The sequence below is a fragment of the Eubacterium sp. LMAG:50 genome (assembly GCF_008680265.1).
Classification (GTDB): domain Bacteria; phylum Bacillota; class Clostridia; order Lachnospirales; family Lachnospiraceae; genus Eubacterium_U; species Eubacterium_U album.
This window is the reverse complement of sequence record NZ_NALP01000004.1, coordinates 101835-117147: the sequence shown is the minus strand read 5'-3', so window position 1 is coordinate 117147 and position 15313 is coordinate 101835. Positions and strand designations below refer to the sequence as shown.

The 15313-nt window shown below is 35.9% G+C and carries 17 protein-coding genes; 13 read left to right on the top strand and 4 right to left on the bottom strand.

The window, feature by feature from the left end; translation table 11 throughout:
- Positions 1-137 precede the first annotated feature (137 nt).
- The 7 genes from CCC31_RS00705 (at position 138) to CCC31_RS00675 (ending at position 6185) form a co-directional block, all read left to right on the top strand.
- Complete coding sequence (locus CCC31_RS00705) at positions 138-272, top strand: hypothetical protein (protein ID WP_260978328.1); 135 nt, start codon at positions 138-140, stop codon at positions 270-272.
- Positions 218-388, top strand: a complete 171-nt coding sequence (locus CCC31_RS00700; RefSeq protein WP_243003013.1) for an HNH endonuclease signature motif containing protein — start codon at positions 218-220, stop codon at positions 386-388. The genes CCC31_RS00705 and CCC31_RS00700 overlap by 55 nt, the downstream gene beginning before the upstream one ends.
- Positions 389-512: 124 nt before the next feature.
- Positions 513-3176: a glycoside hydrolase family 16 protein gene (locus CCC31_RS00695; protein WP_290848921.1), complete on the top strand. Its 2664-nt coding sequence runs from the start codon at positions 513-515 to the stop codon at positions 3174-3176.
- 417 nt (positions 3177-3593) lie between these two features.
- Entirely contained in the window at positions 3594-4472 is an 879-nt protein-coding gene (locus CCC31_RS00690; protein WP_363347097.1) for a site-specific integrase, read from the top strand.
- A 208-nt stretch (positions 4473-4680) separates the two neighbouring features.
- A complete protein-coding gene (locus CCC31_RS00685) occupies positions 4681-5466 on the top strand; it encodes an RES domain-containing protein (RefSeq protein WP_290848920.1) in 786 nt (261 codons plus the stop codon).
- Entirely contained in the window at positions 5438-5761 is a 324-nt protein-coding gene (locus CCC31_RS00680) for a hypothetical protein (protein WP_290848919.1), read from the top strand. The genes CCC31_RS00685 and CCC31_RS00680 overlap by 29 nt, the downstream gene beginning before the upstream one ends.
- A gap of 259 nt (positions 5762-6020) precedes the next feature.
- On the top strand, positions 6021-6185 hold the full coding sequence (locus CCC31_RS00675) for a hypothetical protein (protein ID WP_290848918.1): 165 nt from the start codon (positions 6021-6023) through the stop codon (positions 6183-6185).
- A gap of 77 nt (positions 6186-6262) precedes the next feature.
- Here CCC31_RS00675 and CCC31_RS00670 read toward each other — a convergent pair whose 3' ends face one another.
- The 4 genes from CCC31_RS00670 to CCC31_RS00655 all read right to left on the bottom strand — a co-directional run bounded on the left by CCC31_RS00670 (position 6263) and on the right by CCC31_RS00655 (position 11314).
- The gene (locus CCC31_RS00670) at positions 6263-8065 is read right to left on the bottom strand and encodes a restriction endonuclease FokI C-terminal domain-containing protein (protein ID WP_290848917.1); all 1803 of its coding nucleotides are present in this window, start codon (positions 8063-8065) and stop codon (positions 6263-6265) included.
- An 18-nt stretch (positions 8066-8083) separates the two neighbouring features.
- Positions 8084-8944 (bottom strand): Dam family site-specific DNA-(adenine-N6)-methyltransferase, encoded by an 861-nt coding sequence (locus tag CCC31_RS00665; protein ID WP_290848916.1) that lies wholly within the window; start codon positions 8942-8944, stop codon positions 8084-8086.
- A 16-nt stretch (positions 8945-8960) separates the two neighbouring features.
- Positions 8961-9983: a DNA adenine methylase gene (locus CCC31_RS00660; RefSeq protein WP_290848915.1), complete on the bottom strand. Its 1023-nt coding sequence runs from the start codon at positions 9981-9983 to the stop codon at positions 8961-8963.
- 191 nt (positions 9984-10174) lie between these two features.
- Complete coding sequence (locus CCC31_RS00655) at positions 10175-11314, bottom strand: hypothetical protein (protein WP_290848914.1); 1140 nt, start codon at positions 11312-11314, stop codon at positions 10175-10177.
- 269 nt (positions 11315-11583) lie between these two features.
- On the opposite strand from CCC31_RS00655, the gene CCC31_RS00650 reads away from it, so the two are divergent.
- From CCC31_RS00650 to CCC31_RS00625, 6 genes are all read left to right on the top strand, one after another.
- Positions 11584-11760: an excisionase family DNA-binding protein gene (locus CCC31_RS00650; RefSeq protein ID WP_290848913.1), complete on the top strand. Its 177-nt coding sequence runs from the start codon at positions 11584-11586 to the stop codon at positions 11758-11760.
- A gap of 32 nt (positions 11761-11792) precedes the next feature.
- A complete protein-coding gene (locus CCC31_RS00645; protein ID WP_290848912.1) occupies positions 11793-13586 on the top strand; it encodes a DUF5906 domain-containing protein in 1794 nt (597 codons plus the stop codon).
- A 96-nt stretch (positions 13587-13682) separates the two neighbouring features.
- A complete protein-coding gene (locus CCC31_RS00640) occupies positions 13683-14096 on the top strand; it encodes a primase-like DNA-binding domain-containing protein (RefSeq protein WP_290848911.1) in 414 nt (137 codons plus the stop codon).
- 314 nt (positions 14097-14410) lie between these two features.
- Positions 14411-14671, top strand: a complete 261-nt coding sequence (locus CCC31_RS00635; RefSeq protein ID WP_290848910.1) for a hypothetical protein — start codon at positions 14411-14413, stop codon at positions 14669-14671.
- Between the two features lie 3 nt (positions 14672-14674).
- The gene (locus CCC31_RS00630; RefSeq protein ID WP_290848909.1) at positions 14675-14965 is read left to right on the top strand and encodes a hypothetical protein; all 291 of its coding nucleotides are present in this window, start codon (positions 14675-14677) and stop codon (positions 14963-14965) included.
- 19 nt (positions 14966-14984) lie between these two features.
- Positions 14985-15290: a hypothetical protein gene (locus tag CCC31_RS00625; RefSeq protein WP_290848908.1), complete on the top strand. Its 306-nt coding sequence runs from the start codon at positions 14985-14987 to the stop codon at positions 15288-15290.
- The last annotated feature ends 23 nt before the right edge of the window (positions 15291-15313 follow it).

Below are 15313 nucleotides of genomic sequence, written 5' to 3'. Positions count from 1 at the left end.
ATCACCTCATATTATATGATATATAATTGTAATATTTTTATAGCTGTAGTATAATAATCCAAAACTATAAAAAAGTTTAGCCACAGAGTAAAAACAAGCAGAAAGGAGAGAAGATAGGGGTTATAGAAGCAATTATTTTGATAAAAATGATGCATATGATAACAACAATGGTTGGTATAAATGTATTAAGTGTGGACGTAGTTTCAGAAAAGGTGATATGGATATTGACCACATTATTCCACAGAAATATGGTGGAAGAGATTCCGTATTAAATTTACAATGTATTTGTAAGCATTGTAATCGTTCTAAGCAAGCTAGTTTAAGAGATACCCCAAAAGATTTGTTTGGAGCAACTAAAAGGAAAGTAAAAAGTTATTATAATAATTAAAACGTTTTTATAAAATTTGAATATCATATAAAAATACAGACCATTTAAAGAAAAAATGAATATTCATATAATTAAAAGGCAGTATAGCGAGATTATTTCCGTAAGGGAAAAGAAAGGAAGTATTATGAAAGAATTTTTTAGTATGGGAAAAACTATGAAAAAATTAATTTCTGTTGTAATGTCTCTGGCATTGTTGCTTACTTCAGCAGGAGTAATTTTTTCAGGTAGTGATGTAAAGGGAGCAGCGGCAGAAGTTGTTTCATCAATGGATTATTATTCAACAAATGATGGACCAACAATTACACATTCAGGAGTTGGTACAGTCAGCTATGGATTTGTAATGCCAAAGTTTAACGGAAAAGCCAGTAGTGAACTTTCCATTGCAGATGTGGAAAAAGACATTCAGGTTTATGTTAAACAGGAAAACGGAACAAATGGTGAATGGAAGAAAATTGAAGATGTAAGTTACTTCAAGTGGAATGACACTTGGGCATGGGAATATCAGTCATGGGGTGGCTGGATTTGCTGGATGAAACTTACAGAAACAACATATTTCCGTTTCCATGGAAAAACAAATAACATAAATCTTGATTACAAATTGGAACTTAACAAACTTTCAAAGTATAAGCTTACAAGTATTTCTACAACAGAAACAAATATTCAGGCAGATACAACAGGTGGTTCAGCTACACATTGGGGAGCATGGACATTTAATGGAGACAAGAGTATCAAGTATGAACAGATTCAGGATGATGTTAACATTACAGTAGACAACAATGACGGAAAAGGATTTGTTCAGTTTTTAGGCAATGCAGCATCAGGATTTCTGTGGGATCAGAACTTTGGATATTACTCAGATGGTGATGGTGGATATTGGTTTACAAATATCAGTTGGTCATTTACATTAAGATTTGCATCAAAGTCAAATCCAAATGTACATCAGGATGTAAAAGTTACATATACAAAGCCAACCAGATCAAATTACAAAATCACAGCATATAATGGCACATCATACGATGCAAGCACAAGTGGTACAGCATCAGTTGGTATTCCACTTCCAAAAATTGGTGGAACAGAAGCTATAAAAGATGATTTGGATTTATTTAAATACGAAGTTAAGGTAGATGGAAAGTGGATTCCACTTACAGATGTTGCAGCCTGTGGATGGGTATATGAAGGAAGTGGTTACAACAAATATTCACTAAGCAGTCAGTGGGGTTATTTTGTTGATCATGTTTATGGACTTTGGTTCCAGCCTGTAAGACAGGATACAGAAATAAAAGTCACATATCCTATTGATGGTAAAAAAGGTGGAGATGCAAGCAATAACTATGTATTGTATACAATTAAAGGAAATACATCTTATAAGCCAACACTTCCATCAGATATGTCAGATATTAAAGTAAATGACAATTCAAATGCATATACACCGGCAGGTTGGAAGATGATTTTCAATGATGAATTTGATGGTGCATCTCTTGACACAAGCAAGTGGTCATATGATGAAGGATTCTTACTTAAAGAAGACGATATTAACACAGCCGGTTGGGGAAATCAGGAACTTGAATACTACACAAGAGACAATGTATCAGTAAAAGATGGTGCATTAAATATTCTTATGAAAAAGCAGTCAAAGGTATTTACAGAAAAAGGTGATCCATCTAAGAAAGCAACTGCTCAGTATTCATCAGGAAAGATTACAACAAAAGATAAATTCTCAGTGAAATACGGACGAGTTGATTTCAGAGCAAAAATGCCTACAGGTACAGGCATATGGCCTGCTATGTGGATGCTTCCAAATGACTCACGTTATGGTTCATGGCCATTATCAGGTGAAATAGATGTATTTGAAGGACGTGGAAGAACACCAAATATGGTATTTGGTACATTACATTATGGTGCACAGTGGCCAAATAATATTAATACATCAGATGCATTTAACATAACACGAGATGGTAATAAAAAGACAGGCATTGACGACTGGCATGTATACAGTGTTCAGTGGGATGCTGAAAATATTAAGATTTACTGTGATGGCAAATGCTATTTCAAATGTACATATGGTGAGTGGTATTCAGGCTCAGACAGAGGAAATGCATATGCACCGTTTGACCAGAGATTTTACCTTATTTTAAATCTTGCAGCAGGTGGAACATTTGACAGTGGTTATGTACCTGACAGCAGTTTTACATCAGGAACAATGTTAGTTGATTATGTTCGTGTTTACCAGCGTATGGTTAAGGCAGGAGAAGACGAGAAGGCAGACAATAATGCAGGAGTTTCTACAAATGGAGCAAAGGATGGTCTTTATGGAGATTATAAGATTGGGAAAGGTGTAACGCCGGTTACTCCAGAAACAACAAATCCAAGTGAAACAAAACCTGAGGGAACAAAAAATCCAAGTGAAACAAAACCTGAGGGAACAACAGCTTCAGGTGAAACAAAACCTGAAGGAACAACAGCCTCTCCAACAACAAAGAAAACACAGAAAAAGACTCCAAACAAAGCATTAAAAACAACAGTTGTAAAGAAAGCAACAAAGAAGAAAAATGCAAAGAAAATCAGGCTTTCATTTAGAAAAGTTAAAGGTGCTAAAAGATATCAGGTACAGGTTTCTGAGAATAAAAAGTTTACATCAGTTATTGTAACAAAGACAGTAAAGAAATATAAAAAAGTAACAATTTCTAAAAAAGCATTTGAAAAGAGAAAGGAACTTTTTGTACGAGTTAGAGCCGTTGGCTGCAAGAAGTGGTCAAAACCTAAAAAAGTTAGAATTTTAAAGAAATAATAATTAAAAAATAAAGTAGACCGTTATATTATAAAAATTTCATTATAATGATGAAGTTTTATGTATAACGGTCTATTGCTATTTTGCCCGTAAACAATTAAAATAAAAGCAATATTTTGAGAAAACCAGGAGGGTATTATGAATCAGAAAAAGTTAGGTTTTGGCTTGATGAGATTACCACTTAAAAACTAAAATGAAGCAGACAATATTTTCAATGAGCAGTTACGTAAAACAGGTGTAGAATATTTCGACTATTATCTGTTACATGATGTAGGATATGATCATTATAAAAAATATTCAGAACTTGGTTGCTTTGAATGGCTGGTAGAAAAGAAAAAAGCAGATTGTGAGAAACATTCTTAAAAATGAGCCTTTTGGAAGTCAAAAGATATCAAAATAAAGACATCTGATGCAAAGTTGTTTCTGATAAAGATGCAGCAGGAAGATGGGAGAGGGCATAGCACGATAAAGACAGTGCGAGGAGTTCTTCGTCTGGCATTTCAGATGGCTGTGGATGATGACGTCCTTATGAAAAATCCCTTCCAGTTTGAATTAGCAGGAGTGGTAGTCAATGATGCTGTTACAAGGGAAGCAGTTACAAAAGACCAGATGCGAAAATTTTTGAAATTTATACATGATGATGTGGTTTATTGTAAATACTATGAAGTGATTTATATCCTTTTTCACACTGGTATGAGAATTTCGGAATTTCGTGGACTTACGATGAGGGATATTGATTTAGAGAAAAGAACCATCAATATTGATCATCAGCTACAAAGAACTTGCAAAAGAGAATATGTAATTGAGCCAACAAAAACAAATGCCGGAACAAGGGTTATTCCAATGACAAATGAAGTGACAGAGATGTTTCGAGCAATTATTGAGGATAGACCAGATTATAAGGTTGAAAAAGTGGTAGATGGTTATACGGGATTTCTTTTTCTGGACAAAGATGGAATGCCGCTTGTAGCCATGCATTGGGAACACAGATTCAATCATATGGTGAGCAGGTATAATGAAATCTATAAGGTTCAGATGCCCAATATTACCCCTCATGTTTGCAGACATACATATTGTTCCAATATGGCAAAGTCCGGCATGAATCCTAAAACACTACAGTATTTGATGGGACATTCGGATATAGCTGTGACACTCAATGTGTATACCCATGTAGGACTTGAAGATGCAGAAAAGGAACTTCAGAAGATGCAGGGAATGGAAAATGCTAGAAAAGAGATGGGAATTTCAGATACGGATGATAAACCTTTGAAACAGAATATGTTCAAGGTGGTATGATAATATAATAAGGAAGAGATTTTGAGGACACTTAGGCTATATGGCTTGGGTGTCTTTTTGACTGGTGGAGATATAGTTTATGTGGTAAAATAGGAATTGAAAATTGAACTTTATTGAAATTAATATATTGCTGCAGGAGGACAGATTGTGTCTTTTACATAAGCATGGAAGGTTGGTATCAAAAAAATGAAATTAACATGGTTGAAAAATGGATTTATATGCACCATTCAAGCTAGAAAAGGATGTAGATTATCGAGACGATTTAGAGAAGAAATATAAAATAGTTATGGAACAGGCAAAAAATGCCAATGCTGATAAGGAAAGTTTGGATATTATAGATTTTTTTAGTACAAAAATATTGGAATCCTTAGATTTGTATTATAAGGCTGATATAGCAGAAAGTAACAATATTATTTTGGAATTGGTAAAGAATATAGGAGATAATCCATTTGCAGTAAATTCGGTTAATAACAGTGAGGCTTTTCCGGGAATTAAGACCAATGAGTTGCAATTCTTCAGAAGTAGACTGGGAACTCCAAACAAGACATTTACAGCTAAAGATATGTTACATTTGCCTAATTCAATGAAGTCTAAATCTGGAAATTATAGATTTAGTATTCCTGGTAATCCTAGTATGTATTTGGCTAATTCTTCATATGGATGTTGGATAGAAATGGGGTGTCCGGCAGAAATAGATTTAAATGTTTCACCAATATTATTAGAAGGAAATCAAAGAATTTTTAATTTGGCTGTATCTATAAGAGATTTTAGATGTTTAAATGAATTTGAAGAAGATAGGGTGCATTGTTGGTTGAAACTGTATCTTCTAACCCTTTCAACCTGTTATGTAATTAAAGAAGAAAATAGAGTATTCAAGTCAGAATATATTATCTCACAATCGTTAATGATGGCGTGTAAAAAGATGAAATACGATGGAATAGCATACTATTCACGCAGAGTAGACAATGAAAGTGTTTGCATTGTGTGCAATTAATTTAGCGTTGTTCGTTGATTATGATGGAGAATATTCAGAAATGATTAAGCACATTAAAATAGATGATGCTTTCAATTATTCTTTATACAAGCAACTTAATAGGAGTTTGAAATATAAAGAATATGAGTTAAGATCAACTTATACTTCCTATATTACAAATATAGGAAGTTTTGATCGCCAGTATCCATATAGAGAAACGGATTTTTATAATTTTGATAAATTTCTGTTTACAACATGGAGGGATAAGCCAAATGGTAAAGGCAAGGATATAATTCCGTGGGGAATTGAGATTTAAATGTTCTTGGAAACAAGTTTGAATATTTTAAGTTGGTAATTAAGAAGGTATGTCGATTATTTCAACACCATTCGTTAAATAATGCACACCCCCGTCAGTAGTCTGAACCCCCTTAACTGACTACGATTTGACTACTACACACTGCCTTGAATTGCACCAGTTTGAAGTATTTTGCAAAAAGTGTAGTTATAAACAAGAAAAATACGATGCCTGGAAAAGTCGATAAACCAACGCAAAACCCGGCATTACAGGGCATTTTATGATAGGAGAATTTTATGATACGAGTACTATTTATCTGCCACGGCACTCCAGTTTTACTATAATGCAGGAATTTGTAAAGTGGGGCAATACAGGGCAAAATAAGGCAGATGGAAAGAGCGATACTACCGACCTTACTACTAAGGGAGCAAGATTGGCTGTTTAAGTGAATAGAGATGGTAAAAGCCACAATCGTTGATAGAAAGACTACTGGGATTATGGCTTTGTTATACTCTATGAATATCAGGCGGTATAAATCATTTCTTTGTTATTGAAGTTACTGTAGAAATCAGCATGTGAAATTCGACCTGCTTTTATTCCTTCAGAAAGATACAATAAACTTTCCACGCCAATGGCAGCTCCTTTAATGCCTCCATTAGCATTAGACACATATTCGAGTTGGTCTTCAAACTGACCTTTGAGGTATGAAGTGATAAATAGAAATGTATAAGTGGTAATAGTGGAGTCGAAATTTTTCCACCATTCATTTGGATTCAAGGACTTTTGCCTTAAATTATTTTCGTTTATATAGCGACTCATTTCATCAGCACAAGTACGGCTTATATTAAATCCATCTTTATATGATTTATTATCAACAATAGTGCCATCTAAACCATAGGAAATAATAACGTCTGGTTTTCTTGAATCACCAAGTCTCTGTCCATTAAACGATAATTCCTTTGTAAATAAGTCAGCTGTCTGAATTTCAAATTCTCTTGCGTCGGCATTCTTTTTTGCTCTAGAAGCAGCATCACTATATGCCAAGTCGATAAGCGCAAGATACTTATGGTCAAGATGTATAAGCTTATTTCTAACCCTATCTTTAATGTCAACAACATTATCTTTAACACACTCTGTTCTTGCTGGAATTTCTAAGCATTCAATTTTATCAAGTAATCTATATTTACCAGCATTTTCTGTAATCTCCAAGCCAATTGAAATCAAGCCTTCAATATGGTCTTTTATAGCAGTGTCATCTACATCTAATTCATAACCTTTTAAAGCTTCTTTTAATTGGTCGGTTGATTTATCGGAACTTGTAAGAGCTTTAATTATACAAGCGCGAACAAATCGCAAATAATTAGCACTAGACACTTTATTTGAAGCAAGCATTTCAAACATAAGAACTCTAGCTAAGCGAGGATTGCTTGAATTACCTCTTGCTTTAATCAGAGCTTTTTCACCTTTTCTAGTAATCGAATATGTTTGAAGCTTTGCAGTGTAGCTCTTCCTTCTATATGTTTCTGTAACATCCTTTTGATTGGATTCTACCCACCCCATCTGCATGCACCAACTAGCAATTCCTCGTGCATACTTATCGGAATCACCTTCTTCATTTGAACGCACATTGGTTCTTTCACCTGCTGTTGTAGCTTCGCAATAATCGCAGAGATATGCGTCTTGTGGCATGGATGTAAAACCCATTTCACCTTTAAATCCGAGTTTGGAACCTAGATTGAATTTTGTTTGTTCATCTTGTGCTTCTAATAATGATAATATTCTTATAACAGGAGGATAAGACAAAAGTGCTTTTGTTAATGCCTCTGTTTCGGCCGGAGAATTATCCGGAGCATTAGCAAGTTCTTCACCTAAAGGAGTAATTTTACATTTATCATCATCTTTGACATATTCAAGTAAACCACATGATATGGCCCATCTCAAAAAGCCTTCTGCAGTCCAATCATCAGTATATGGTTTCTTTATAGTTATGGAATTACCAGCAGCATCTGAATATGTTTTGTTTTGTTGAGCCTCAATAATGGCCTGGATTATTCCGGTACAAATAGCGTCTTTTCTTGTTCTGGAACCAGAACCTTTTCCTTTTAACTTTGAATAATCAATTTCTATGTCAGTCTTATTCAATTCTGCAATGAAGTCATTATAATCATCATTACTGATTAGACCGTAGGTCAATAATAAAGGAAGTTTGTTTGATACTAAATCTAAATTTTCCGCAGAGCCTGCTTTGAAAATTCCGACTACCTTTTTTAATTTTTTTAAATCTCCCGGATTCTGAACCCAGCCAAAAGTACGTTTAACTGCCATTTTAGTCACTCCTTTTCCTTAATAATTTGTTATTAATACTTCTCTAGTTTCTTGGTTTGTATTTTGTGAATGGTAATTACTATTATTGTAATTGTAATTGATTCTGTGCGCATGATAATGATTTTGCCTTTTCCATTGAATAAGAGCATTGTTTGTATTCCCTTTGTGGTGCGTTACATTTGAGAGAGCAAATTTAACACCTCTTTGGTTCAAATCATCTAATAATTCGAATAATCTTAAATCATCTTCTAAAGACCAGCCTTTAAATCCTCTGCGTCCATCATTATAACTTGCTGTTGTAATTCGATATGGTGGATCGGCATATAGGAAGTCACCTTGACCCAAAAAAGCCAGATTCAAGTCAAGAAAATTACAACTTGTAAATTGAATATTATTAAGTTTGCTATGAAAAACAATAAGATTTTCTCTCATAGTTGAATTAAAACTACTTCGATTTCTACCAAACGGATTGTTAAAACCATGATGATTGTTAAAACGAAATTGATAATTGAAGGAATAGCATACAAGCACATATAATTCAATCGGATTTCGTTGTGCAACAGGTAAGCTATTGTAATGATTTCTAAAAGCTAAATAACTTGCTTCGTTATCCATGCTTAAATCCCATTCTTCAATGATTCCGTCTATGACATCAAGTAGTTCATTAATATTCATAGCTTGGAACGCTCTATAGATGTCAATTACAAAAAAATTAATATCATTAGCAAATATATTATTGGCCTGAATATTTGTACAAACATCACATCCACCTGCAAATAAATCATACATATTATTTATTCTTCGTGGAAAGAAACGCATGATTTGAGGTAACATTTTATATTTTCCACCGACATAGTTTAGTGGTGACTTATCGTACATATTATTTATCACTTCCTTATTTTTCGAAGAAATATAACTGTTCTGTAACTCCTCTGGGTGTTGTTCCAGCATTGTTATACCTTCGGTAATCAATTTCTTGAAATACAAAAGTATTATTTATAGCGTAATCTTGACATATCGAGGACAATTGCTCAGTAGATAGAAGTCCTTCGTTATTGTAGCTAATTAGTATATAACGTACATTTGCATTTTCAATTAAACGTCTGAATGCTCCTTCGACTCCTCTTTTGGTGCAAAAATCCGACCGTTGCTGTTGATAATCCCTCATTCCAGTAACTCCATGTATTCTAGGATAATCATATCTAGCAATTGTTTCTAAAATATGATAATTAGGCAGATATTGTCGAGAGTTATATGGTGGGTCTGCATACAAAAGGTCTCCAACGATATTGGGAAGCAATATATCACAATTATCATTATGGAATGTAGCGGTAAAATTATTTGCTATAATTTCAGGTGCTTTTATTGTAAGCATGTTGTATGTTCTTGCGTCCCAATGTTTAAGATAGGCACCATAAACGCCGGTGATATTACTAACATAAGGAACTGCTGCAATGAGAGCTGCTAGCAAGTAATAGTATTCATCGTCATTGATTAGATGTTCCATATGCCAATTTTCTATCGTAATTCTTATAATATCTATTTTTATGGCATTATCATTTTGAAAATACATTCGAGCCACGTTGTCATGTGGCGAATAATTCTGATAAATAAAGCAATCATCAAGATTTATATCAGTATTTGCAATATCTAAATTATTTAGGAAGGCTATAGGGTCAGCAATTGCTAAATTAGCAAAAGCAGGAGTATGATTTAACTCGGTAGAGCCTCTACTTAAAACATATGAAAAGTACATAATATCATTTCCGATGACATTGTAGCCATTTCGTTTAAGAAAAGAAGAAACTACACCGCTACCAGAAAATATATCAATTACGGTATTAACGTTAATCATTCGCTGTGTGATTACATTATTAATATCGTTAAGTAAATTGGATTTTCCTCCAATATATCGCATACATCACACCTCATTTCACTTCACCCATAGGGGAGTATTTTCTCTGTATTATTTCATCCTAAAGACCGATGCCCCTCAAACGCATATTTCCACGAAATTGCATAGGGGGTATTCCGTCAGCCAAGATAAAAGGCTATTTTCTTATAATTCTCTATAAACACATACAAATAACTTATAGAGAATGCCGTGCATTAATCCGGACTTGCGTCAGATTGTTTTGATTTTTGTCTCTTTTTCTGTGCTAAATGAGCCTTTTCAGATGCTTTTCGTTTACGATAGGCTTTCTGTTTTCGAGCATTTCTAACTTTCTGGCATTCTTCGGAATCACAAAATTCCTGTCTGTTACTTTTCCTTATTATAAATTTGCCACAGTTATGGCAGCATATCATGATACCTTCTGGTCTTGAATCATTATTGACTTTATTTTCAAGAGCAGAGTCTTCTGAAATCATTCTTGCGAGAGTGTACCATGCTATATCAAACACGGAATCAATATCAGCAGAAAATTCGTATCTTCCAGTAGAAGAATTAAGCTTTAACTTCATATTAAATTCCGGGATAAAGTCTGCAAGCGTTTTCCGAAGCTCATCATAATCATCATAGGGATTATTGTTAAAATCAAACGAATCTTCTGGCGGTTGTTCTACAGGATGATCTTCTATGTACTGATTAGTACGCATCATGCTTTCCAACAGTTCTTGAGGAGTGTTGGGTTCACCAACTATATCATCCGGTACTTCGGGAACTGCATGTTTGTATTTCTCAAAGTAGGAGTAACTTTCAAAGTATCGTCCTTCTTCATAAAGATTATATGCTACATCATCTTCGGCAAATAGAATTCCTTCAAGTGCAACATAGAATCGGACGGCATTATAAAGTTTTCCTAAATCACTCATAAATCTGTCAGTCTCAAAGATTCCATCATGCTCGACCATTTCTGCGTCAATGGTATTGATATCAAAATTTTCTATAAGTTCTGAGTAGATAAAGTCAATGCTGTAAGGATGCATATTCTCCATGCACCATCTGACTATAAGTTGTTCTTTAGGAATCTTGTTCTCAAAGCTGTCTATTACCTTTGCAAGATTACATAGGCTTACAAGGATTCCTCGTCCTGTCAGAGTATCATCATTAGGAAATGTTGGTTCTTGCCCCTTCTTGCATACGGGATAGGCACAGTAATCTTTTCCATCATAGCTGATATCATAACTTGCAAATCTGAATGGGTGGTATATGAGTTGTCCAATACCACCTATTTCTTTTGAACCCAATATGTCTGTTGTTTTATCTGCTTTAGACGGAATATAGTCTCCGTTCCAATTAAATGGCATCTTCTCACCTCACAAACCTATCGTTAATCCGTAACCGTTAGCGTTACCACTAGTCTTTAGACTTCGGTTACATTATATCTTAAAATCCTCATGAAAACAATAAAAAGTTACACAAAATGATGTAACGGATTTATACCTTGAAAACTGAATCCCGTTCTCAATAGATAAGTGTTTGTTACTGCCGAGACTGGTAGCCGCCAAGAGCGGTAGCAGATATACAGTCATTGAAGAGACGGACATGACAAAATTTACGAGAGGAGAAAAGGCTTATGGAAAAGATAACTATGAGTGTGCAGGAATTATCTGCACAGATGGGAATTAGCCTGCCAAAGGCATATGAACTTGTAAAGACACCGGGATTTCCAACAATACGAATCGGAGCAAGAATTTTGATTCCGATTGAAGCCTATAAAGAATGGCTTGTAAGAACATCTATTAACCATTAAACAGGATTGCAGAAAAGGAGGAGGTGAGTAGGATGGGAGATATGACAGTGGATGAATTAAAGGATAAAAAGCTGTGGTTTTTATGGTCAGCAAAACCCGGCAGGAATGGGAAAGTTACCAAAGTTCCATTCGCAGCAAACGGAGGAGCTACAGGAACAGATGATGCACATAAGGGTACATGGGTATCTTTTGATGATGCAGAATCAGCCAGAAATCAGTTTCAGGCATCGGGGCTTGGCTTGAAGATTCCGAAAGGCTTCTTCTTATTAGATATAGACCATAAGGATATTTCAGATCCATTTGCACAGCTTGTGTTATCTCGGTTTTCTTCCTATGCAGAAGTATCTCCAAGTGGCAAAGGGATTCATATTATTGGTCAGTGTGATATTACGAAACTTCCGGTACATTTTGATGACAGAAGGAAGAGACTTGTGCTGGACAGTGAATATTATCAGAAACGTTCTGATATTGGATTGGAACTTTATATCGGTGATATTACAAACCGATATGGCACTTTTACAGGAAATACGATTAACAGTCTGCCGATAGCTGACTGTACACAGGCGGTTCTTACCACATTGGATAAGGAAATGAGGAAAAAGCCGAAAGCAAAGTACAGTGCAAAGCGTGATGGTGATCGGGCCGTATTTGATATTGTCTGTGATCTTCGTAAGCAGAAGAACGGAGATAAGTTCATCCGGCTTTATGATAAAGGTGATTTCAGTGAATATGGTTCCCAGTCTGAGGCGGATGCTGCTCTTTGTGCTTTGATAGCATTTAGGACAGGAGCAGACTCGGATGCGATTGATGAAGTGTTTCGCAGCTCTGCTTTATATCGAAGCAAATGGGAAAGGGACGATTACAGGGAAAACACAATCAATGCAGGAATTTCAGCCTGTAATGGTGTATTTCACAGGTCGAAAATGGAACATCCTGATTTCATAAAGTTTAACGAACAGACAGGAGAACCATATGTGAGTGTACCGCTTCTTGCAAAATATGTAAGAGAGCATTTGCAATATATTTTAGTCAGAGACAACGGTAAACAGGGACTTTTGAAATATGTATACGAAGGTGGATGTTACAGGCTTTATGCAGATAATATGCTGCTTGGAATCATAAAAAAGTATATTGCTGATTATGATGAGAAACTTGTGAAGATGAGTAAGGTCAATGAGGTGCTTTTGCATATTACCACAGACATTACATATGTAAGTCAGGATGCATTGAATGCAGATGAGGATATCATCAATTTCCAGAATGGAATTTTGAAGATTACTGCAACTGATACAGAACTGATAGCACATTCAGCAGATATACTTTCCACCATACAACTTCCTTGTGAATGGTCGGATGAGTATATTGATACACCTGTATTTGATTCTTATATGGACACGCTTACTAACGGAGATGAGATGGTAAAGCAGCTGTTGATGGAATTTATTGGTGTCTGTATTTCCAATGTGAAAGGCTGGCGAATGAAAAAAGCATTATTTCTTGTAGGGCAGGGAGATACAGGAAAGTCACAGCTTAAAAGTCTTGTGGAGCGTCTGCTTGGCAGGGGCAACTTTATAGGCATTGATCTGAAAGAAATTGAATCCCGGTTTGGAACAGGGGCAGTGTATGGAACAAGGCTTGCAGGAAGTTCGGATATGAGTTTTTTGTCTGTGGATGAACTGAAAACATTCAAGAAAATGACAGGCGGGGACAGCCTTTTTGCAAAATTTAAAGGACAGCAGGCATTTGAATTTACATTTAATGGATTGCTGTGGTTCTGCATGAACCGGCTGCCGAAGTTCGGGGGAGATGACGGCAAATGGGTATAGGATCGCATCATGGTGGTGGATTGCCCGAATGTGATACCGAAATAACAGCAGGACAAGCAGCTTTTAGAAAAAATGTTTGCAGAGCGCAGAGGCATTGTGAAAAAAGCTGTGAAAGCGTTGCAGATTGTTATAGCAAATGGATATCGATTTACAGAGCCGGACAGCATTGCAGAGGCAAGAAGAGATTACCAGAGTGCAAACAGTACAGTGATTTCTTTTTATGAAGAATGCATGTGTCCTTGGGAGAAAGGAAAGATTGTTAGGCATTGTACCACAGGAAGAATATACAAGGTATATCAGGCTTGGTGCAGGGAGAACAATCATGGTTATGCCAGAACTGCAAAAGAGTTCAGAGAACAGCTTGCAGGATATCTTGGTGGCATATTTGCAGATGTGACAACAAGACAGAAGGGTAATACCTATTATAAAGATTTCACGATAACAGAGGAAACTAAGGAACTTTATGCCAAGGAATACGGATATGAGGAAACAGAGTTCCTTGCCGGGTAGCAGAGATTTTAGGTACTGCTACCCGTGAAAAGTCAGTAAACACAAGGCATTGAGTATATTGGTAGCAATGGGTAGCAGAGTTTTTAACTTCTTAGCTGAAAAACAAAAAGTTTAATGCAGAAATAAAACGGCATATGAAAAGAGTAATTGTGATTATAAAACCGTGAGAACTGCTACCTTCTGCTGCCAAATAGCCGGAAACCCTTGGTAAACAAGGGATAAGCCGGGTAGCAGTTACAAGAATTGCTGCTACCTGTACTGCTACCTCGGAAGATAGAACTGCTACCCACAGATAAAAGGAAGGAGAGAAGAAGATGACATACAGAATATTTTATGGAACTGATTTCAAGTTGACAGATTCTGATAAGAAGATGTTTTCAAGAGAGGGATATGAATGCAAGGATTTATTGCAGGGAAGGGCAGGATTGCCTGTGGTGGTATCTCAGAAGCAGGACAAGGATTTTCCAATATGGAAAGTGCAGTATGGATTTTCGTGTCTGGTGTTCCCTACTTATGAAGATGCAATGGATTTCTGCAGAGACAGATTTACAAGATTAGATGGAAAGGCGGTGTAGTGGATGCAGAGGATAAGATACCATCCTCTGATTGATGGAGATACAGATGGACTGGAAAAGGTACTGATGTTTTTATCAACAGACAAGGAAACAGTACGGCAGAACAGTAGAATGTACCTGTCGGAGATTATTTCCAATTATTACAGGCTTTATTCAAAAGAGCCGATGAGCCAGAATGCTACTGACAGAATAGAAATTCACTGTCCTCTGTGCGGTGCGGTATTAAGGCAGATGGCTCAGAATCATGATGCAAATAAACTTGGTCTGTACACCTGTGACAGGTGCAGACGATAGAAAGAAGGAGGATTTTACTATGGTATTTCCATTAACAAAACTGAATAAGGAAGGGACATTGCTGAATGCGTCCCATTCTTATTATACTGAAGAATATGCACAGAGAATGTGTAGCTTGTATTTGACGGATGAACTGAGCCGGGATGAGACAGGAAAGATAAAGAGAACGTATAGACTTCATGCGAGCAGTGATCATACAGAGGAAATGGCATTTGCGTATGAAATTCATTGCCCGAAGTGTGGCAATCATTTGAAACAGATTGGGAGACAGCTGACATTAAATACACTTGGACTTTATAAATGCCCTGTGTGCGACAGAAATTAAGGAGGAGAAGAACATGATTAGTA

Excerpts from the sequence above, each read along its gene's own strand:
- CCC31_RS00700 (WP_243003013.1), top strand. The coding sequence starts at position 218 with ATGGATATTGACCACATTATTCCACAGAAATATGGTGGAAGAGATTCC.
- CCC31_RS00695 (WP_290848921.1), top strand. The coding sequence starts at position 513 with ATGAAAGAATTTTTTAGTATGGGAAAAACTATGAAAAAATTAATTTCT.
- CCC31_RS00685 (WP_290848920.1), top strand. The coding sequence starts at position 4,681 with ATGGATTTATATGCACCATTCAAGCTAGAAAAGGATGTAGATTATCGA.
- CCC31_RS00680 (WP_290848919.1), top strand. The coding sequence starts at position 5,438 with ATGAAAGTGTTTGCATTGTGTGCAATTAATTTAGCGTTGTTCGTTGAT.
- CCC31_RS00675 (WP_290848918.1), top strand. The coding sequence starts at position 6,021 with ATGATAGGAGAATTTTATGATACGAGTACTATTTATCTGCCACGGCAC.
- CCC31_RS00670 (WP_290848917.1), bottom strand. The coding sequence starts at position 8,065 with ATGGCAGTTAAACGTACTTTTGGCTGGGTTCAGAATCCGGGAGATTTA.
- CCC31_RS00665 (WP_290848916.1), bottom strand. The coding sequence starts at position 8,944 with ATGTACGATAAGTCACCACTAAACTATGTCGGTGGAAAATATAAAATG.
- CCC31_RS00660 (WP_290848915.1), bottom strand. The coding sequence starts at position 9,983 with ATGCGATATATTGGAGGAAAATCCAATTTACTTAACGATATTAATAAT.
- CCC31_RS00655 (WP_290848914.1), bottom strand. The coding sequence starts at position 11,314 with ATGCCATTTAATTGGAACGGAGACTATATTCCGTCTAAAGCAGATAAA.
- CCC31_RS00650 (WP_290848913.1), top strand. The coding sequence starts at position 11,584 with ATGGAAAAGATAACTATGAGTGTGCAGGAATTATCTGCACAGATGGGA.
- CCC31_RS00645 (WP_290848912.1), top strand. The coding sequence starts at position 11,793 with ATGGGAGATATGACAGTGGATGAATTAAAGGATAAAAAGCTGTGGTTT.
- CCC31_RS00635 (WP_290848910.1), top strand. The coding sequence starts at position 14,411 with ATGACATACAGAATATTTTATGGAACTGATTTCAAGTTGACAGATTCT.
- CCC31_RS00630 (WP_290848909.1), top strand. The coding sequence starts at position 14,675 with ATGCAGAGGATAAGATACCATCCTCTGATTGATGGAGATACAGATGGA.
- CCC31_RS00625 (WP_290848908.1), top strand. The coding sequence starts at position 14,985 with ATGGTATTTCCATTAACAAAACTGAATAAGGAAGGGACATTGCTGAAT.